General features: G+C 67.5%; 18 protein-coding genes. 5 read left to right on the forward strand and 13 right to left on the reverse strand.

What is annotated here, in order from left to right:
• Positions 1 to 69 precede the first annotated feature (69 nt).
• The 6 genes from HBE64_RS06985 to HBE64_RS07010 are packed head-to-tail and all read right to left on the reverse strand — an operon-like array spanning position 70 to position 5,824.
• On the reverse strand, positions 70 to 879 hold the full coding sequence (locus tag HBE64_RS06985) for an NAD(P)-dependent oxidoreductase (protein WP_167099556.1): 810 nt from the start codon (positions 877 to 879) through the stop codon (positions 70 to 72).
• The gene (locus tag HBE64_RS06990; RefSeq protein WP_167099558.1) at positions 876 to 1,694 is read right to left on the reverse strand and encodes an NAD(P)-dependent oxidoreductase; all 819 of its coding nucleotides are present in this window, start codon (positions 1,692 to 1,694) and stop codon (positions 876 to 878) included. The genes HBE64_RS06985 and HBE64_RS06990 overlap by 4 nt, the downstream gene beginning before the upstream one ends.
• Positions 1,694 to 2,518, reverse strand: coding sequence for an alpha/beta hydrolase (locus tag HBE64_RS06995; protein ID WP_167108833.1), 825 nt, complete (start codon positions 2,516 to 2,518; stop codon positions 1,694 to 1,696). The genes HBE64_RS06990 and HBE64_RS06995 overlap by 1 nt, the downstream gene beginning before the upstream one ends.
• Positions 2,519 to 2,568: 50 nt before the next feature.
• Complete coding sequence (locus HBE64_RS07000) at positions 2,569 to 4,227, reverse strand: OB-fold domain-containing protein (protein WP_167099561.1); 1,659 nt, start codon at positions 4,225 to 4,227, stop codon at positions 2,569 to 2,571.
• The gene (locus tag HBE64_RS07005; protein WP_208300657.1) at positions 4,224 to 4,508 is read right to left on the reverse strand and encodes a ferredoxin; all 285 of its coding nucleotides are present in this window, start codon (positions 4,506 to 4,508) and stop codon (positions 4,224 to 4,226) included. Before HBE64_RS07005 ends, HBE64_RS07000 begins: the two co-directional genes overlap by 4 nt.
• A gap of 8 nt (positions 4,509 to 4,516) precedes the next feature.
• On the reverse strand, positions 4,517 to 5,824 hold the full coding sequence (locus HBE64_RS07010) for an NADH-ubiquinone oxidoreductase-F iron-sulfur binding region domain-containing protein (protein WP_167099566.1): 1,308 nt from the start codon (positions 5,822 to 5,824) through the stop codon (positions 4,517 to 4,519).
• A gap of 53 nt (positions 5,825 to 5,877) precedes the next feature.
• On the opposite strand from HBE64_RS07010, the gene HBE64_RS07015 reads away from it, so the two are divergent.
• Positions 5,878 to 6,351, forward strand: coding sequence for a hypothetical protein (locus tag HBE64_RS07015; RefSeq protein ID WP_167099568.1), 474 nt, complete (start codon positions 5,878 to 5,880; stop codon positions 6,349 to 6,351).
• 14 nt (positions 6,352 to 6,365) lie between these two features.
• Here the strand turns inward: HBE64_RS07015 and HBE64_RS07020 are convergent, their stop codons facing one another.
• The 4 genes from HBE64_RS07020 to HBE64_RS07035 are packed head-to-tail and all read right to left on the reverse strand — an operon-like array spanning position 6,366 to position 9,920.
• Positions 6,366 to 7,259, reverse strand: coding sequence for an alpha/beta fold hydrolase (locus HBE64_RS07020; protein WP_167099570.1), 894 nt, complete (start codon positions 7,257 to 7,259; stop codon positions 6,366 to 6,368).
• The gene (locus tag HBE64_RS07025; RefSeq protein ID WP_167099573.1) at positions 7,256 to 7,648 is read right to left on the reverse strand and encodes a Rieske 2Fe-2S domain-containing protein; all 393 of its coding nucleotides are present in this window, start codon (positions 7,646 to 7,648) and stop codon (positions 7,256 to 7,258) included. Before HBE64_RS07025 ends, HBE64_RS07020 begins: the two co-directional genes overlap by 4 nt.
• A 4-nt stretch (positions 7,649 to 7,652) precedes the next feature.
• On the reverse strand, positions 7,653 to 8,798 hold the full coding sequence (locus HBE64_RS07030; RefSeq protein WP_167099576.1) for an amidohydrolase family protein: 1,146 nt from the start codon (positions 8,796 to 8,798) through the stop codon (positions 7,653 to 7,655).
• A 30-nt stretch (positions 8,799 to 8,828) separates the two neighbouring features.
• A complete protein-coding gene (locus HBE64_RS07035; RefSeq protein WP_167099578.1) occupies positions 8,829 to 9,920 on the reverse strand; it encodes an amidohydrolase family protein in 1,092 nt (363 codons plus the stop codon).
• A gap of 222 nt (positions 9,921 to 10,142) precedes the next feature.
• Here HBE64_RS07035 and HBE64_RS07040 point away from each other — a divergent pair, with 222 nt between their 5' ends.
• Both HBE64_RS07040 and HBE64_RS07045 read left to right on the forward strand, forming a co-directional pair.
• Positions 10,143 to 11,135, forward strand: a complete 993-nt coding sequence (locus HBE64_RS07040; protein ID WP_167099581.1) for an acyl-CoA dehydrogenase family protein — start codon at positions 10,143 to 10,145, stop codon at positions 11,133 to 11,135.
• The gene (locus HBE64_RS07045) at positions 11,135 to 12,313 is read left to right on the forward strand and encodes an acyl-CoA dehydrogenase family protein (RefSeq protein WP_167099584.1); all 1,179 of its coding nucleotides are present in this window, start codon (positions 11,135 to 11,137) and stop codon (positions 12,311 to 12,313) included. Before HBE64_RS07040 ends, HBE64_RS07045 begins: the two co-directional genes overlap by 1 nt.
• A 76-nt stretch (positions 12,314 to 12,389) precedes the next feature.
• Here the strand turns inward: HBE64_RS07045 and HBE64_RS07050 are convergent, their stop codons facing one another.
• The 3 genes from HBE64_RS07050 to HBE64_RS07060 are packed head-to-tail and all read right to left on the reverse strand — an operon-like array spanning position 12,390 to position 14,890.
• Positions 12,390 to 13,751 (reverse strand): cytochrome P450, encoded by a 1,362-nt coding sequence (locus HBE64_RS07050; RefSeq protein ID WP_167099586.1) that lies wholly within the window; start codon positions 13,749 to 13,751, stop codon positions 12,390 to 12,392.
• A gap of 44 nt (positions 13,752 to 13,795) precedes the next feature.
• Positions 13,796 to 13,993: a ferredoxin gene (locus HBE64_RS07055; RefSeq protein WP_167099589.1), complete on the reverse strand. Its 198-nt coding sequence runs from the start codon at positions 13,991 to 13,993 to the stop codon at positions 13,796 to 13,798.
• Between the two features lie 36 nt (positions 13,994 to 14,029).
• Positions 14,030 to 14,890 (reverse strand): mycofactocin-coupled SDR family oxidoreductase, encoded by an 861-nt coding sequence (locus HBE64_RS07060; protein ID WP_167099593.1) that lies wholly within the window; start codon positions 14,888 to 14,890, stop codon positions 14,030 to 14,032.
• A gap of 394 nt (positions 14,891 to 15,284) precedes the next feature.
• Between HBE64_RS07060 and HBE64_RS07065 the strand changes: the two genes are divergently transcribed.
• Both HBE64_RS07065 and HBE64_RS07070 read left to right on the forward strand, forming a co-directional pair.
• A complete protein-coding gene (locus tag HBE64_RS07065) occupies positions 15,285 to 16,778 on the forward strand; it encodes an aldehyde dehydrogenase family protein (protein ID WP_243841522.1) in 1,494 nt (497 codons plus the stop codon).
• Between the two features lie 38 nt (positions 16,779 to 16,816).
• Positions 16,817 to 17,983: a CaiB/BaiF CoA-transferase family protein gene (locus tag HBE64_RS07070; protein WP_243841618.1), complete on the forward strand. Its 1,167-nt coding sequence runs from the start codon at positions 16,817 to 16,819 to the stop codon at positions 17,981 to 17,983.
• The last annotated feature ends 589 nt before the right edge of the window (positions 17,984 to 18,572 follow it).

Raw genomic sequence — 18,572 nt, forward strand, 5'->3', positions numbered from 1 at the left:
GACTTTACGGATTTTCCGGTGATCGTAACGCTAATAGTGGGACGAGCGGGAGAGCTCGAGACAGTCGAATCACGAGATTTTCGAACTCTGCAGACCCGCGTTGACGACATCGTCGAGCAGGCCGAGATCGCCGCCGAGCTGCGCGACGGTTGCCCGGACGACGGCGACGTCCTTGCCGATGAACTCACCGACGGCGGCGATGAATCCGGCGGCTGAGCCGACGGCGGCGATGCTGGTCAGGGCGCGGCTGGTACCGCTGCCGTGGGGCAGCGCGCTCAGCAGGGTCGACTCGTCCACACCGAGCCGGGCCGCCAGGCGCACCCCTTCGGCGACGATGCCGATCTGGGCGGCGAACAGGGTGTTGTTGACCAGCTTCACCAGTTGTCCGGCGCCGAGCGGACCGACGTGCAGCACCGGGTCGCCGTAGCTGGACAGCACCGGGCGCACCCGCTGCACCACGTCCTCGTCACCGCCGACGAACAGGGTCACGATGCCTGCGGCGATGTCGTGCGGGCCCCCGCTCACCGGGGCGTCGACGACTGCGACCCCGCCGTCGCGGCCACGCTCGGCCAGCGCCTCGGCGGTGCGCGGGCTGCCGGTGGTGTGCAGCACCAGCACCGAACCCGGCGCCATGGCCGCGATCAGGCCGTCGTCGTCGCAGACGCGGCGGACCTGCTCGTCGGTGAACACGCATACCACCACGGCGTCGGCGTCGGTCGCGACAGCGCTCAGATCGTCGGCGGGGAGGGCACCCAGATCAGCTATCGCCGAACGCTTTTGCGCACTCCGGGCCAGCACGGTGACCTCGTGACCCGCCACGACCAATCGGCGCACCATCGGGGCGCCCATCCGGCCGGCGCCCACGAAGCCGACCTTCATCGCGGGTGGTCCAGTAGGACCAGTGCAGCGTCGGCGGCATCGATCACCGCACCCGGCTCGACGCCGGCCGCCGCGGCGATATCGGCGATCAGGCTGACGTCCTTGTGTAGGAGTCCGCCGGCCACCTGCTTGAGCATGTCGAGGCTTCCGCCGAAGCGTGCCACGCTGGTCAGGGCGAAGCTGTTCGCCGATCCGCGGCCGATGACCTCCGCGAGCTTCTCCGGTGCCACGCCCAGCGACTGGCCCAGATCCAGGGTGGTTTTGGCGGTGGCCAGATGCGCCGTGAACAGCAGATTGTTGAGCAGCTTGGTCACCTGCCCGGAGCCCACCCCGCCCAGATGCACGATCGGGTCGGCATACGTCGCGAACACCGGGCGTACCTGCTCCACCACGGCGTCCTCACCGCCGGCCATCACCAGCAGCGTGCCGGCTTCGGCGGCCGGCCCGCCGCCACTGACCGGTGCGTCGATCACCGCAACGCCCTGGGCGGCCGCACGCTGGGCCAGCTCGCGGCAGGTGTCGGGGTGCACCGTCGCATGCACGGCGATCACCCCACCGGATTGCAGACCCGCCAGCACGCCGTCGGCCCTGGTGGCCACGTCCATCACGTCGGCGTCACCGACCACGCACAGGCACACCAGATCACTGGCTGCAGCCAACTCCTTCGGCGATGCCGCCACGGTGGCCGCGGTGTCGGCGAACGGCTCGAGCGACTCCGGCCGGCGCGCCCACAGCGTGGTCGGATAGCCGCCCTCGACGATCCGGCGCGCCATCGGTGCGCCCTGGCTGCCGAGTCCGATGAATCCCACCCGCATTAGCCGGCCTCCTCTGTGACGTCGGCGTCGAGGCATTGCGCGACGAATGCCAGGACACTCGAGTGATAGTGCGCCGCAGCCACACCCAGACTCAGGTTGTGGCCGCAGCCCGCCTGCTGGTTGATCTCGACGCGCGGCGACGCGGTGAACAATGCGGCGATGTCGGCCAGCGCTTCGGGGGTCGAGTCCCAGACGCGCTCGTGCTCGGCGGCGGTGAAGCGCACCGGTGCGCTCACCCGGGCCGCGAGTTCCGGGAAGTCCCGGCGGGCCCAGTTCGTCGACACTTCGGCCTCCTGCGGCGGCGCACCGGTGGCGCCGACGGCGTTGACGACATCGGCGGGATACAACTCGGCGGGCGCCCAGATCAGCTCCCGCAACCCGGCGGGGCGGTGCGTGGGGGTGGCCTGCTTGAGGATCTCCCGGGCTGAGGGATATTGGCGCACACCGGTTCCGGCGATCTCCAGGCCCACCACCTCGCGACCGCGGTCGGCCACCGCCATCCGCAGTGCGAGTTCGCAGCCGTTGGAATGGGCCACTACGAACAGACCGGCCCCGCGGGGGCGTTTCCCGAGAACGGCATCCACGGCGGCATAGGCCAGTTCGACCCGGCGGGCCGGATCCCACATCTGGTCGGCATACGGGCCCGACGCGCCGTAGCCCGGGCGGTCGAGTGCGACCGTGCTGAATCCGGCTGCCGCAGCCGACCGTAACAGCGACAGCTCGGGGTGGCCGGGGCAGTCGAAGTACGCGGCCGAAGAGGCACCCCCGTGCAGGGCGACGATGACCGCGCGCGGCTCGTCGGCCTCGGCGAACAGCCCCGACATCGGTATCCCGTCGACGGGTACCACCCGGCGCACCGGGGCGGGTAGCTCACTCACGAGTCCACCCGCATGAGCAGCACGCCGCTGGGAGTCAGCCCGCCGCTGCTGGCGACCGCGACCTTGGCGTCGGCCACCTGACGCTCACCGGCCTCACCGCGCAACTGGGTGACCGCCTCGTGGATCAGGCCCATGCCGTGGGTCCGGCCGTGGGACAGCTGGCCGCCGTGGGTGTTCAGCGGCAGCACCCCGTCGCGGGCGATGTTCGACCCGCCGTCCAGGAAGTCCTTGGCCTCGCCGATACCGCAGAAGCCCAGCGCCTCGATCCAGGACAGGCAGTTGAAGGTGAATCCGTCGTAGAGTTCGGCCACGTCGACGTCGCTGGGCCGCAACGACGTTCGCGACCACAGGTGGGCGGACTGGCCCAGCACCTGCGGTTCGTGCGTCATCGTCGTCTGGTCCCAGTCGGTGCGTTCGAGGATCTGGGTGCCGACCGCCTCGAACAGCACCGGCTTGCGCGGCATGTCGCGGGCGGTCTCGACCGCCGAGACGATCACCGCGACCGCGCCGTCGCACGGGACGTCGCAGTCGTACAAGCCGAACGGTGTGGTGATGGGCCGCGCCGACAGGTAGTCGTCCATGGTCATCGGGTCACGGTAGATCGCCGTGGGATTCAGCGCGGCGTTTGCCCGCTGGTTCAGTGCGATCCAGCCCAGCGTCTCCCGGGTGGTGCCGTAGCGCTGGAAGTGGCGCTGGGCATTGAGCGCCAGGGTGTGCGCCGCCGAGGTCGCCCCGAACGGCATCTGCCAGCTGGTGGTGCGCATGCCGCCGGGCGGGGCCATCTTGCCCTGCTTGAGCAGCTCCTGGAAGGTCGCCTCCCACAGCGTGCGGAAGCACAGCACGTGCCGGGCCATGCCGGTCGCGACGGCCATCATCGCCGCGATCACCGATCCGCCGGGGCCGAAGGTGTCCATGCCGCCGTTGATCCAGGTCGGGTGCAGGCCCAGAGCGCCCTCCAGTGCCGTCACACCGCCCTCACCCATCCCGGCGATGTCGAGCCCGGGGTAGGTGGACAGCCCGTCGATGTCGTCGAAGGTCAGTCCCGCGTCGGCGACGGCGGCCTGACACGCCTCGACGGTCAGCGACAGCGGGTTCACCATCAGCCGGCGGCCCAGCCGGGAGGCGCCGATACCGGTGATCGCCGAGCGTTCCTCGAATCTGGTGGTGGTCAGCGGGGCGCGGACGTGCCTGGCGAAGTCCTGCGGGGCGATCTCGTCGGGGGGTTGCTCACCGAACTGCTTGGGAGTCAGTGGCCGGAACAGCGGCAGGTAGACGTCGTCGTTCTTCTCGAAGACGACCTCGACGAGCTGGCCGGCCTCGAGGTCGTCGGGGTCGGCGTCGATGATGTTGGTGGTCAACCGAACTCGCGGATCCTCGCGGATCGCGACCTGTGCGATCACGTACGGCGCGGTCAGGCCCGGAATGCTGAACCGGTGGTTGACAGTGAACGCCGACAACACCGCGACGCCGCTGACATCGCGCACCCCCATGTCGCTGCTGCGGCAGTAGCGGCACACCGGCTGCGGCGGATGGATCAACGCCCGGCAGCCACGGCACTCCTGGATGCGCAGGGTGCCGTCGGCGCCGGATGTCCAGAAGAACTCGTTCTCCGCGGTGAGTTGCGGCAGCGGAGCGCGAGTCCCTCCGGCACTCACTGGGCGAAGCCCCAGCGCGCCTCGAACACCGGAGCTTCGTCGGGCGGCGGCGCGGTCGCGGGCTGTTGTTCGCCGTCGAACTCGTCGCTGCTCATCTCGATGATGGCGTGCACCGGGCAGTCGAACAGCGCGCGCAGCACGCCGTCGCGATCACCCTCGGCCACGGTGCCGTGGCCGATCAGCGAGGCGTAGCCCCAGTCGTCGAGGGAGAAGTAGTCCGGCGCGTGCTTGCCGCAGACGCCGAAGCCGTCACACAGGGTGCGGTCGAGCCGAATTCGCATGTTCTTGCTCATGAGCGGGCCACCGTCTCCACCTCGAAGGGGCGCTGGGCTATGAAGGCACCGGCCCGGCAGGTTTCACACGCACCGCTCAGGTGTTGCTCGACGAGATCCGGGAACTGTGCCAGCAGGCTGGCGGCGACGTTGGCCGCGCCGTCCAGCGTCGCGCACGCCCCTCGGCCCCGAAGAACCTGCGACCACCGTCGCAGACGTGCGACGTCCTCGGCACCGGCAGCGCCGTCGCGCAGCGCGCCGGCGGCCGCGGCCATGGCCGCCGTGCCGTTGAAGCACGACCCGCACTGCCCGGCGTTCTCCCGGTCGAAGTAGGCCAGCACCGATGCCGCGACCGCCACCGGGCATTCGTCGGTCAGCACAGCGATGGCGCCGCACCCCAGGCCGCTGCCGGCTGCGCGCAGTGTCTCGTGGTCCAGGGTGGTGCCGAGCACCCTGCGGTCCAGCAGGCCGGCGAAGTAGCCGCCCATCAACGCTCCCCGTACCGATTCCGCTGAAACGCCATGCAGTGCAAGGAGTTCGGTGAAGGGCAGGCCGTGCGGAATCTCGTAGAGCCCCGCGGGACGCCCGGCGCCGGTGACGGTGACCAGGAAGGTCCCCGGCGACGCGTCGGTGCCCGCGGCCCGGAACTGTGCGGCACCGTGGGCCAGCAGGTAGGGCAGGTTGGCCAGCGTCTCGACATTGCTGACCAGTGTCGGGTGGCCGGCCACGCCGTGCTGGAACGGCCGGGGCGGCTTGTCGGTGGGCTTGGCCGGTCCGCCGTTGATGACGCGGACCGCGGCGGTCTCCTCGCCGGCAACGTAGCCGGGGCTGACGGTGACCACCGAGACCTCGAGCCCGCCGAGGGTGTCGAAGCCGACCTCGGCCAGTGCGGCATCGACGGCCGCCGCCGCCGCGGAGTCCGACACGTAGATGTAGGCATGCGCAGCACCGACCACCCGGGCGGCCAGCCGCACGCCGTCGATGATCAGGTGCGGCCGGTGCCTCAGCAGCCAGCGGTCTTTGACCGAGGCGGGTTCACCTTCCTCGCCATTGGCCACCACCACGGTGGGGTGGCCACGCAGGTGCGCGGCACGCACCGTGCGCAGTTTGACGGCCAGCGGGAAGGCCGCGCCGCCGCGGCCCAGCAGCCCGGACCGCTCGACGTCGCCCAGCAGGGTCTCGACGTTGTCCAGCAACGCATATCCGCCGCCGGGCAGATAGGCACTGTGGGATTCGACCGCCGCCGCCGGCCGCACCAGCCGGGGTTCGATGCCGGGGGCGGCGGCCACGGTCACGGCCGTGCCCGCCTGGGCCGTCGCGTTCATCGGTCACCTCTTCTGATTCGGGCGCACACCGCGTGATCGCTAGGCTGATGCGCATGAGAACGGCTGTTGTCCGCGTCGATGTCGATCCGTCCGGCGAGCTGTCCGCGGATCAACTGACCGCGGGAGTGGCGACGCTGCGGGCGTTGGCGGCGCAATCCGGCATCGACCTGCTGGACAACAACGTCGCCGCGATGCCGCGGGGCCGCCGCGAGGCCGAGATGCTGATGACCGGACCCGACCCGCACGAACTGCAACAGGCGGCGATCGCACTGTGCGCCAATGCTTTCGGAACGCAGCCCGCCGCCGGTGTGCTGACCTACGTCAGCCGCGGGACCGACGAGGACGCCCGCGGGGTGCTCGCCGGGTTCGGCCTGACCGGCCAGATCGACCGGACCGCGGGCGCAGACGGCTACGACGTCATCTACGTGACCCTGCGCAAGGACGACATGGCGCGCATCCCGGAGAGCCGGGTGCACACCGCGCTGGAGGCGTCGACCAACTGCGAGGTGCACATCCGCACCGTGTGACCGGTGAAGGGTCATCATCGGTCCAGGAAGTCCAGGATGGCCGGAGCCGCCTGCACCCAGGTGTCGAACATGTTGAAGTGCTTGACCTTCCCCGACGCCCGGTCTTCACCGGCGCGCTCCCAGGCATCCTCCGGCCACGGCGGATCGATCAGCTCCGAGCCCTTGATCAGGCAGTTCACCTCCAGCGACGTGCGCTTGGGGTGATCCCAGTCGTTCTCGCCGCCGCGGATGATGAGGGTGGGCACCTTGATGTCGCCGAACAGTTCGTCGTCGACGCCCGGGATCGCCTGGCTGGGCTTGGGCACGAAGGCGTTGAGCCAGCGCAACATCACCCGCAGGAACTCGTCGGTGTCCATCGCCAGGATGCGGTCTTTGTTGGCCGGGTTCTCGGCGATCCGTTCTTTCCACTCGTCCACGTGCAGAAGGCCTTTGATGCCCAGGCCGCGGACGGCAAGGATGCTGGGGACCAGATAGTAGGAGCCCAGGACGAAGGACCCGTAGACGCCGCCGACGATGTTCCAGGTGACCAGCTTGGTGGCGATCTCGGGGTAGAGGATGGTGGTCAGGATCGAGTCCCTGGCGCCGCCGGAGCCGCCGGCGATCACACACGGCCCGATACCCAGTCCGGTGATCAGGCCGTGCAATGTCTCGGCGCGCATGTGCGATTCGCTCTGCCCGTAGAACTGCAGGTCGGACTTGCCGCAGTTGGGCCGGTCCCACAGCAGGACCCGGTAACCGCCCTTGACCAGTTCCTCGGCCAGCGGGCGCAGGCCCTCGATGTCCTTGCTGTAGCGGCCGCCCGGGGTCAGCGCGATGAAGTCGCCGCGCTCACCGAGGATTTCGTAGACGACATTGCCGCCGTTGATCTCCATGACGGCCTCGCCGTCGCGGAGTTGCAGCGTGCTCATGCCATCACGAGCACGTCGTCGCCCACCACGCGTACGGGGTAGGTCCGGATGCTCCACTCCGGTTTGACGGCCGTGGTTCCGGTGGCGAGCTCGAAACCCCACTGGTGCCAGGGACAGTAGATGAACTCCATGTCCCGCACCATCACTGCGTCACCGGGAACGCTCTCGTCGACGATATTGCGGCCGCGGGGGCGCCCCGAGCACAGCGGGCCGCCCTCGTGCGGGCAGTAGTTGGCGATCGCGTAGAAGGTGCCGTTGACGTTGTACACGCCCACACCGTGCCGGCCGATCGGCACCAACTTGTGTGTGCCGGGCGGGATTTCGTCGACCGTGGCCACCACGTGCTCACGGCCCTGGGCAAGGCGGGGCTGCTTGTCAGGAGTTGTCATGTGCTCAGAAGACCCGCATCTGGCCTTCGATGGCCGGCACGGTGTCCGACAGCTTGTAGGTCTCGATGCCGTTGCGGAACATCACTGCCTCGCGGGCGTGTTCGGGAAGGTGCTTGACCAGCCAGCGCGGGTCGTCGTAGGTCCAGTGCGGGTAGTCCGAGGAGAACAGCAGGATCTTCTCGCATTCCATCCACTCGAAGGCCCGCAGCAGTTCGGTCTTGTCTTCGGGGTAGTCCAGTGGCTGGGTGGTGAACTTGATGTGATCCTTGACGTACTCGCTGGGTTTGCGCTTGATGTCCACCCAGCTTTTGCGGGCTTCGTAGATGGCGTCCATCCGCCACATCAGCGGCAGGATCCAGTTGAAGGCGTGCTCTACGAACACGATTCGCAGGGTGGGGTAGCGGTCGAAGACGCCGTCGAAGATCAGGCTCATCACCTGGTTGGCCGCGGTCAGCGAGTAGCTGACCATGAAGTCGTGGTTGTAGCTCGGGAAGCCGACCGGCGGGATCGGCAGGGTCTCGTAGACCCCGCGGGACAGGTGGCAGCTCACGACGATGTCGTGTTTGGTGGCGGCCTGCCAGATCGGGTCGTATTTCGGGTCGCCCCAAGACGGGCGGGGTTCGGCCTTGATCAGTGTCTGCACCATGTAGGGGTGCCCGGCCCACTTCTCGATTTCGCGAGCCGCGCCCTCGGGATCCTCGATGGCCACGCAGATCGACCCGCGCCAGCGCTCGTGCCAGTTGTTCGTGCTGTCCAGCCAGTTCTCGGCCTGCCAGGCGTTGTGCGCGTAGGACAGCGCGGCGGTGGCTTCCGGGAGGCGGCACGTGCCGTGCGTGGGTTCCAGCACGGCGATGTCGGCGCCGGCTTCCATGATCGCCTGTCGGAAGGCCAGATCAGGGTCGGTGCAGGCGAATTCGCCGTCGTCGGGGAAGGTGTCGACGCGCATGGCGTAGGCATGCGCGTAGTCGGGTGCGTCGTAGTAGATCAGCTCACCGACCCGGTGATTCATGAAGTACTTGCTGCGCAACGGCTCCGGGATGTACTCCTGCAGCACACCGCGGCGCGGCACCGGGTGGACGTCGGAGTCGACACAGCGCACGGCGACGCGTTCGGTGGGGGTGACCCGGTCCCGGGTTCCAATGACAGTCATCGTGGTCTCTCCTTGTACTTACCCTGCGACTCAGCGTGTTCCGACGGGGGCCGGGATGTCGATGCCATACAAGCCGGCGGCGTTGCGCCAGCAGACCTTCGCCCGCTGCTCGGCGGTCCACGCCGCGGGCAGGGACCGGGCGTCGCCGCAGTGCCAGTGCGGGTAGCTGGACCCGAACATCAGCATGTCGTCCTTGCCGGTGAATGACAGCCATTCGTCGGCGAACTCGGCGTCGCCGGGACCGTCGAGGCTGTTGTGGATGAAGTAGACGTGGCCGGGCAGGTAGTCGCTGGGCATCTTCGGCGCCCACGGGGTCTGCTCCAGGTGCGGGCGGCCGAAGCAATCCATCCGCCAGATGAACGGAGTGATCATGTCGGCGGCGCCGTCCGCCCAGACGAACTTGAGGTCGGGCATCCGCTCGAACACGCCCTCGGCGATCATGTTCAGCAGGTGGTAGACGTAGTTGAGCGACATGAAGCCCAGGTACTGCTCGAAGGTTCGGGTGTGTCCCGACGGTGTCGGCGGGAACGCGATGCCTTCGCCCGGCTCGATGTGAGTGGCCACCGGCAGCCCCGCGTCGACCGCGGCCTCCCACAGCTCCCAGAACTGTGGCTTGCCGTAGAGCTCCCGTGATTGCAGCGGGATCCCGATCTGCACGACCTGCGGATGGTTCTTGTATTTGTCGATCTCGCGCAGCGCGCCGGTGATGTCGTCAGGGTTGACCCGGATGGTGCCCCGGAACCGCTGGCCGTGCTCGGGGTGCTCCAGCCAGCGCGACACCATCATCTCGTTGTGGGCGGCCAGGATGGCGGTGCCCAGATGGCGGTCGGGCATGATGCCGCGGCCCATCGGATGCAGCACCGCCACGTCGACACCGCGGTCGGCGAACAGATGCTTGGCGACGATATCGGGATCGGATCCGGGGTATTGGCCGTCGGGACCGCGGGAACCCTTGACGTACTCACCGCCGGGAGCGCCGTACCAGTCCATCTCGTAGTCGGGGAAGCCACGGCTCTTGAACGGCTCGCGCATCACCGTCCGCAGTTCGGGCGTCGACCCGAAGAAGATGTGCACACTCGCATCGATGAGGGGCGTCGTCGTCCCGTCGTGGTGCTCGATCACCAAACCCGCCTTCCGTCTGCCCCACAGTGTAAATCCCAGTTCTTGCAATGCAAGAATAGTGTTCTCACTATGGAGAGTAGAACCTCGTTACCACTCTGCCTCACCGGACGGTAGGCAGCAAGGAAATTGCCCGGTAGAGTGCGATACCGAATTGAGAGAACCGGTAACTCGCTATAGGAGAATGAGGTTTCCACAGTCGGGTAGCAGGACAGGAGAAGTTGGGTGCTACTGGAATTCGACGCTGATCAGCGTTTGTGGCAGGACACCGTGCGAGATGCCGTCGCCAAGCAGTGCCCGGCGTCGCTGATCCGCGGCATCGCCGAGAACGGCGTGGACCCCGCGCCGTTGTGGGGCAGCTACGTCGAGCAGGGCTGGACCGAGCTCAACGAACCCGCGACGGCGGTCGAGTTGGCGATCGTCCTCGAGGAACTCGGCCGGGCCACCGACCCCACCCCGTTCCTGGCCACCGTCACGCAGTTCGCACCGCTGGCCGGTGACCGCTACGACCCGGAGAAGGCCGGCGCTGCGATCTACGACGGAGTCACCGCCCACCGCGACGCCGACGGCTGGGTGCTGCGCGGAACCGCCCGCCACGTGCTCGACGGGGACCGTGCCGAGAAGCTCGCGGTGGTCACCGACGGTGGGGTCTTCCTCGTCGACTGGTCGGCGATCACCGTCACCCGCGCCACCGTCTTCGACCCCGCACTGCATGTGGCCGACGTGAACTTCGCCGACGTGCACGTCCCCGACACCGATCGGCTGCGTACCGACCCGGAGCGCGCCCGCCATGTCGCGCTGATGGGGATCGCGATCACGACGGTCGGCGCCTGCCAGCGGGTGCTCGACCTGGCGTTGCACCATGTCCGCGACCGCCACCAGTTCGGCGCGCCGATCGGGTCGTTCCAGGCCGTGCAGCACAAGGCCGTCGACATGCACGTCGCCATCGAGCGGGCCCGGGCGCTGGGTTACTTCGCGGCGCTGACGATCAGTGCCGACGACCCGCGCAGGCGGCTGGCCGCCGCGATGGCCAAAGCCGCCGCGGGCGACTGCCAGTCGGTGGTGTTCCGCCATGGTCTGCAGCTCTTCGGCGCCATGGGATTCACCTGGGAGAACGACGTTCAGTTCGCGCTCAAGCGCGCCAAGGTCGGCGAGCTGCTGCTCGGCGGCGCGGCCGAGCATCGCGCGATCATCGCCGAGGAATACGAGGAGGACTGATGCAACTCACCTTTGATCCCGATGTCGAGGAGTTCCGCAGGCAGTTCAGCGACTTCCTCGACGCCAACCTGCCCGACGAGGCGCAGACTCTGGAGCGGCCGCGGTCGGTGTCCCACATGCCGGCCTGGGCGCGGCGCTGGCAGCGGCTGTTGTTCGACAACGGCTGGCTGCTGCCGGGCCAGCCGCCGGAGTTCGGCGGCCGCAACGCGACCATCCTGCAGCAGTTCGTCCATCTCGAGGAGCTGTGCCGTCGCCGCATCTACCACAGCTTCAACCCGCAGGGCGTCAATATCGTTGCCGCCTCGCTGATTTCGTTCGGATCCGACGAGCAGAAACAGCGCTGGGCGGTTCCGGTACTCAAGGGTGAGAAGACCGCGTCGCTGGGGATGAGCGAGCCCAGTGCGGGTTCGGACCTGGCCTCGCTGCGCACCAGGGCCGTGTTGGACGGCGACCACTTCGTGGTCAACGGGCAGAAGGTGTGGACCTCGGGTGCCCATGACGCGGACTTCCTGCTGACATTTGTGCGCACCGACCCCGATGCGCCCAAGCACAAGGGCATCAGCGCGCTGATCATCCCGACCGATCTGCCCGGAGTGGTCTGCCGGCCGTTCCCCTCGATCTGCGGGATCGACGACAAGGACTTCAACGAGGTCTTCTTCACCGATGTCCGGGTGCCGGCCGAGAACCTCGTCGGCCCACTCAATGGCGGGTGGGGAGTGGCCAACGGGTCACTGGGCCACGAACGCACCATGATGTGGCTGGGCTTCGCCGACCGGATCGCCAACATGATCGGCGACTTCACGCCGCGCACACCGCTGGAGAAGGACCAGTACGCATCGATGATCATGGACTACCAGGCGCTGCGCCTGATGGGCTCGGCCGGGCTGGCCAAGGCCGCGCGGGGCGAGGTCGACGTCGCGTCCGTGTCGGTGCTCAAGCTGTTCGGCTCCGAAGCCGAGCTGCGGGCTTCCGAAACCGCTTTGTCCGCAGCGGGTTCCGAGGGGCTGATCCATCCGTCGACCACCGGACCGTACGCACACATGAACCTCGACCACTACTTCGCCAGCTGGTTCGAGCGGCATGCCCGCAGCTTCTCCGGCACCATCGCAGGCGGCACTTCAGAGATCCAGCGCAACATCATCGCCCAGCAGGTGCTGGGCCTGCCGCGCGGCAGGTAACCCATGCGTTGAGTGAGGAACCTCGCAGGTTTCCACTCGCACTTCTTGTGCGTGGTTCCTCACTCAACGCCCGCGGTCAGTCGATGACCGCGGCCTCCTTGCGTTCGGTGATCGGGCGGGCCAGCTCCTGCTCGTCGCAGATGCGCTGCAGCTTCTCCAGCGTCTCGTCCAATCCGGGACCCAGCCGCTTGCCGGGGGTGAACGTCGCGGGCAGTTTCCGCATGCCCTGGATCACCCCGATGGTGTCGTAGTGCACCGTGCCTTCGGGGTCGCAGCGGTAGTCCGGCATCCGGTCGAGCACGCTGGTGAGCATGTCCTTGAACACCGTGCGGGCCACATTGGAGCCGATGCAGCGGTGCACGCCGATGCCGAAGCTGAAGTGCCGGTTACCCTTTCGGTCCAGGATCACGTCGTTGGGATCGTGGAACACCGAGGGGTCGCGGTTGGCCATCGCCCACGAGATCCACACCCGCTCGCCCTCCCTGAACCGGTGGTCTTCGAGCTCGACGTCGTCGGAGAAGGTCCGGCCGTCGCCGGGGGCTGGGGTGTAGAACCGCAGGAACTCCTCGGTGGCCGGGTCGAGCAGGGTGTCACGTTCGCGGCTGAGCCGCTCACGCTCGTCGGGATGCTCCGAAAGCCATTCCAGCGCATGGGCGGTCAGCGCGGTGGTGGTGTCGAAGCCGCCGCCGATGATCAGGCCCAGCATGCCCAGGATCTCCATGTCCGGTGCGGGCTCGCCGTCGACGCGCAGGTTGATCAGCGCGTTGAGCAGTCCGGGCCGCGGCTTGTCTTTCGCCTCGTGCATCCGGGTGATCAGGTCGATGCCCATCTCGCGGTGCTGCTGGGCCACCCGTTCGGCGTCGGGGGAGTGTTCGGGGGTGTAGATCGCCGCGTGGGTGGGCTCGCAGTAGATGGTCCAGTTCTTCAGCGGGATACCGAGCAATGCCATCGTCAGCACGGCGGGCACCACGTTGGCCAGGTCGTCGATGAAGTCGATGCGGCCCGACTCGATCTTCTCGTCGATACTGGCCCGCACGATCTCGTGCACGAACGGCTCCCACCGGGCCACCGCCGCTGGCGACAGGTAGGGGTTGAGCACGTTGCGATAGATGCGGTGCTCAGGGTCGTCCATCTCGAGCATGCCGCCGCGGGTCACCACCCGCCGGCTGGTGGGAATCGAAATCCCCTTGTAGCCGCGCCGTTCTCCGTTGATGTCGTGGTCGTTGGAGATGTGCGGGCACCGGGCCAGCTCGAAGACCGCGTTGCTGCCGGCCGCCACCCAGTGGCCGCCATAGGTGTCCGACCATGCGATCGGGCACTTCTCGTGCATCTCCTCGGTGATCTTCTCGAACTGCACCCGGTACTCCGGGGTGTGTCGGTCGAAGTGGTAGCGAGGTTGCTTGCGCTCGTCATCGGTGGTGACGTCGTCGACGCTCAAGGCGCTGTCTCCCTTGACTTCTGGTGGGGCGGTGAGTGTGGCGGTCAGTCCTCGTCGATGAGGATTGCCTGTTCCGGACAAGACTGTGCGGCCTCCCGGACGAGGGCCTCCTGCTCGGCCGGGACCACTTCGGTCACCGGAGACGAGCTGCCGTCAATGTCGCTGAGCACGAACATCTCTGGAGCGATCATGGCGCACAGGGTGTGCCCCTGGCAGCGGTTCTGGTCTACCCGAACCTTCACGGCTTATCCTTCCGTTCGTCGCTGTCCTGCCGGGTGTCAGACGTGGTAGTCGTACCACTTCAAGTAGCCGCCGGCGTCGACGCGCAGCTGCATACCGGTGACGTAGCGGGCCTCGTCGGAGGCCAGCCACAGCACGGCATTGCTGATGTCCAGTGGCTCGACGTAGTTGACCTTCATCGCCTGCTGGACACCGAACACGGGCTCGGCGTCGGCCCGGGTCGGGTGTTCGAGATCGGGACGGAACGAGCGGTACATCGGTTCGCTCTGCAGCATGTCGGTGTTGCAGTTCGTCGGGTGCACGACGTTGGCCCGGATTCCCCGCACAGCTACCTCGGTGGCCAGATCGTGGACGTAGTTCGACAGCAGACGCTTGGCCACCATGTAGGACATGCCGCCGGGATCAGAGCCCGGGTTGGCCTTCTGGTGGGCGTCCATCAGTGCCGCGGTGGAGCCGGTGGCGATGATCGAGGCGCCCTCCTCGAGATGCGGCAGCGCCACCTGGATCGCATTGATGGTCCCGATCAGGTTGGTGTTGATCACGTCGCACCAGGCCTGCAGGGGCGGCTCGCCCTTCATCCCGGCGATGCCGGCCTGGGCCACCACGATGTCGACCTTGCCGAACTCGGCGAGCCCGCGATCGAGGGCATCCTTGAGCTGGGCGGCCTCCCGGACGTCGGCCTGCACCGTGACGATGCCGCGGCCGGTCTTCTTCACCAGCTCCGCGGTCTCCTCCAGATCCTCCGGGGTGGCCATCGGGTAGCCGATGGTCGCGACGTCCTTGCACAAGTCGATGGCGATGATGTCGGCGCCCTCTTCGGCCAGCCGCAGGGCATGGCTACGTCCCTGTCCGCGTGCGGCACCGGTGATGAATGCGACTTTGCCTTGGACTCGTCCCACGGTGTGTTCCTTTCAATTGCTCTGGAGGATCGGATGTTTGAGCGGCGTGCTCAGGCCGGTGCGGTGGAGCTGCGGACGTGCGGGTGCGTCGCCGGCCTGGACGCGATCGTCACGTCGGGGACAGGGGAGCGCAGAGATTCCAGCCGACACGATCTCACTGTCCAAGAATCTCCCTTTCTGGAATGAGAACGGTACTCTCGGTGTGACGCATTTCGCAAGACACATCGGCTCGATGTGTCTAACTGCGGGAATGGTTCGGCAACGCGGCGAGCGAGCGGCCCGCACAGGTCGTGACGGTGTGCCTCGAGGCGGCTTGAGTTCTCGTTCCCCGAATGTATGATTCGCCGAAGATGAGAATCAAGTTATCCAAAACGCTGGGAGAGGCTGGATTCCTGTGGACACGACGGCGACCATCGCGGGCGGCCTACAAGCGCAGGGGGGCCAGGCTGCCGGCCGGCTCATGCTGATCGACGGCCAGCTGGTCGGCGCCGCGCAGACCTATGCCTCGCTCAACCCCGCCACGGGTGAAATCGTCGGATACGCACCGAATGCCGACGTCGCCGACGCGCAGCGCGCCATCGCCGCCGCCCGTAAGGCGTTCGACACCACCGACTGGTCGACCAACGTCGAGCTCCGGATCCGCTGTATGGACCAGCTCCACAAGGCCCTGCTCGACCACAGCGACGAACTGCGCGCCATCACCATCGCCGAAGTCGGCGCCACCCGCGCGCTCACCGAAAGCGCCCAGCTCGACGACCCCATCCGGATCGTCGGGTACTACGCAGACCTGTTGAAGACCTACCCGCTGACCGAGGACCTCGGTGAGATCGAGAGCCGCGGGCAGCGTCATCACCGTTGGGTGGAAAAAGAAGCCGCCGGCGTCGTCGCGGCGATCATCGCCTACAACTATCCCAACCAGCTGGCGCTGGCCAAGCTGGGTCCGGCGCTCGCCGCCGGATGCACGGTGGTGCTCAAAGCCGCTCCCGACACGCCGCTGACCACACTGGCTCTCGGTGAGGTCATCGCCAAGTACACCGACATCCCCGACGGTGTGCTCAACGTGATCAGCTCGACCGACGCCGCCGTCGGCGCCGCGCTGACCACGAGTCCCGACGTGGATGTCGTGACCTTCACCGGATCGACGGCCACCGGCCGCAAGATCATGGCCGCCGCCGCCGAGACCATCAAGAAGGTATTCCTCGAACTGGGCGGCAAGTCGGCGATGATCGTGCTCGACGACGCCGACTTCAACACCTGCGCGATGATGGCCGCCTTCATGATCTGCTCGCACGCCGGGCAGGGCTGCGCCATCACCACCCGGCTGCTGGTGCCGCGCAGCCACCACGACGAGATCGTCGAGCAGGTCAAGAACTTCATGGGCATGATCAAGTACGGCGACCCGGCCGATCCCGCTACCTATATGGGACCGCTGATCAGCGAGACCCAGCGCGACAAGGTCGACGGCATCGTCAAGCGCGCGGTGGCGGCCGGGGCGACCCTGGTCACCGGCGGCAACAAGGTGCAGGGGCCGGGCTTCTTCTATGAGCCCACATTGCTGACCAACGTCGACCCGGACAGTGAGATCGCCCAGGAGGAGATCTTCGGACCCGTGCTGGCCGTGCTCGCCTACGACGATGACGACGACGCGGTGCGCATCGCCAACAACTCCATCTACGGCTTGTCCGGCGGGGTGTTCGGCGGCCAGGACCGGGCGCGGGCCATCGCCCGGCGCATTCGCACCGGCACCATGGGCATCAACGGCGGCAACTACTTCGGCCCGGACAGCCCCTTCGGCGGCTACAAACAGTCCGGTGTCGGGCGCGAGATGGGTGTGGCCGGACTCGAGGAATTCCTCGAGGGCAAGACGCTGGCCGAGGTGGTCTCGTGAGTGGTCCGCTGGCGGGTGTCCGGGTCCTCGAGGTGGCGATGTACGGCTTCGTGCCGTCGTGTGGTGCGGTGCTCGGTGAGTGGGGCGCCGAAGTCGTCAAGGTCGAGCATGCGGTGACCGGCGACCCCCAACGCGGACTGCGTCAGACCGGCTCGCTGCGGGTCGAGGGCGACCCGAATCCCAATGTGGAACATGCCAATCGGGGAAAGCGCAGCATCGGCCTGGACATGTCGGTGCCGGGTGGCCGGGAGGTCCTGCTGGAACTCGTCCGGCGTTCGGACGTCTTCCTCACCAGCTTCCTGCCCGGGCATCGACGCAAGTTCGGCATCGATGTCGAGGACATCCGTGCGGTCAATCCGAAGATCGTCTACGCGCGCGGCAGTGCCTTCGGCCCGCGCGGTCAGGAATCGGAGAAGGGCGGCTACGACATGACCGCCTTCTGGTGCCGCGCAGGCACCGCCGCGACCATCACCCCGCCCGGGATCGAGGGCATGATCGGGCCGCCCGGCCCGGCATACGGCGACACCATCTCCGGCACGAATCTGGCAGGCGGGATCGCTGCGGCCCTGTTCAAGCGCGAGCGCACCGGCGAGCCGTCGGTGGTCGACGTCTCGCTGCTGGGCAGTGGCCTGTGGGCGATGGGTCACACCATCGCGCTGACCCAGCATCTGGGGGAGCGGCTGGTGGCTCCGGTGCCCGGCGTGCACGGTTCGCCCATCAACCCCCTGGTCGGTCTCTACGAGACCGCCGACGGCCGCTACATCTCCTTCGTGATGATGCAGCCGACGAAGTTCTGGGCGGATGTGTGCCGCCACATGGAGGTCACCGAATACATCGACGATCCACGGTTCGGCACGGTGGAGCAGATCGCCGCCCACACCGCCGACGCGGTGGAGATCCTCGGTAAGGCCATGGCCACCCGCACCCTTGCCGAGTGGTCCACGCGGTTCGCCACCCTGGCCGGTCCGTGGGCGCCGGTCCAGGACACCCTGCAGGCCGCGGCCGATGCCCAGGTCCGGGCCAACGAGTATCTGGTGCAGGCAGGCGAACTGGAGTTGGTGTCCAACCCGGTGCAGTTCGACGTGGCGGCGCCCACTAGTGGGCCGGCCCCGGCTTTCGCCGAACAAACCGACGAGATCCTCGAAGAGATCGGTCTGGACTGGGACCGCATCATCGAACTCAAGACCGCCGGCGCGGTTACGTAGGCAGCGCCGGAGATCCGATGTCGACGCTCAGAACCGCTGGTGTACAGCTACCTTCCTGTGGCTGTGACCTGCGTCGCAGTACCGCCGCTGGTGCGGTGGCCATCACACCATGGTCGGAACCGGCTCATTGTTTGCCACGCGAGCGCTATTTGCACGCGCAAACAGTGCCGCCGGCGCGTGTGCCAATAGCGCACGCCGACGGTCGGGCGCGGTTCGAGGTGGCGCCGGATAGGCGACGACGCCTATGCCGGAGCTCAGCTCGGGCGAGCGTGGCAGCCGTCGGCAAAGCGCTCCAAAAACGCTGGAATACAACAGTTTTGATGTATATAGCAACCGTGTGCAGGGCGGTCCGCGATAGCGGAGCCGATCAGGTTTCGGGGAGACCCGACCATGGCATGAGGGTATCGCTGGGACGCACTGGGGCCCCGCGCACGATGGTCAGCATGACATGGCCGGCATCAGATGATGTGGAAGTTGCTGAAGTTCACGATTCCCTCACCGCACGTGACTCAATCGGCTATGAAGGTGACGACTTCGCCGAGTTCTTGAAGATCCCGGAAGGACCGTTGGCCGATGGCAGGTAAGGGAC

The organism is Mycobacterium sp. DL592, assembly GCF_011694515.1.
Taxonomy (GTDB): Bacteria; Actinomycetota; Actinomycetes; order Mycobacteriales; family Mycobacteriaceae; genus Mycobacterium.

What these genes read in the sequence shown, in the direction of transcription:
- HBE64_RS07005 (WP_208300657.1), bottom strand. Translation starts at nt 4,508, where the DNA reads ATGCGAATTCGGCTCGACCGCACCCTGTGTGACGGCTTCGGCGTCTGC.
- HBE64_RS07015 (WP_167099568.1), top strand. Translation starts at nt 5,878, where the DNA reads ATGAGAACGGCTGTTGTCCGCGTCGATGTCGATCCGTCCGGCGAGCTG.
- HBE64_RS06985 (WP_167099556.1), bottom strand. Translation starts at nt 879, where the DNA reads ATGAAGGTCGGCTTCGTGGGCGCCGGCCGGATGGGCGCCCCGATGGTG.
- HBE64_RS06995 (WP_167108833.1), bottom strand. Translation starts at nt 2,518, where the DNA reads ATGTCGGGGCTGTTCGCCGAGGCCGACGAGCCGCGCGCGGTCATCGTC.
- HBE64_RS07070 (WP_243841618.1), top strand. Translation starts at nt 16,817, where the DNA reads ATGTACGGCTTCGTGCCGTCGTGTGGTGCGGTGCTCGGTGAGTGGGGC.
- HBE64_RS07030 (WP_167099576.1), bottom strand. Translation starts at nt 8,798, where the DNA reads ATGACTGTCATTGGAACCCGGGACCGGGTCACCCCCACCGAACGCGTC.
- HBE64_RS07045 (WP_167099584.1), top strand. Translation starts at nt 11,135, where the DNA reads ATGCAACTCACCTTTGATCCCGATGTCGAGGAGTTCCGCAGGCAGTTC.
- HBE64_RS06990 (WP_167099558.1), bottom strand. Translation starts at nt 1,694, where the DNA reads ATGCGGGTGGGATTCATCGGACTCGGCAGCCAGGGCGCACCGATGGCG.
- HBE64_RS07010 (WP_167099566.1), bottom strand. Translation starts at nt 5,824, where the DNA reads ATGAACGCGACGGCCCAGGCGGGCACGGCCGTGACCGTGGCCGCCGCC.
- HBE64_RS07020 (WP_167099570.1), bottom strand. Translation starts at nt 7,259, where the DNA reads ATGAGCACGCTGCAACTCCGCGACGGCGAGGCCGTCATGGAGATCAAC.
- HBE64_RS07025 (WP_167099573.1), bottom strand. Translation starts at nt 7,648, where the DNA reads ATGACAACTCCTGACAAGCAGCCCCGCCTTGCCCAGGGCCGTGAGCAC.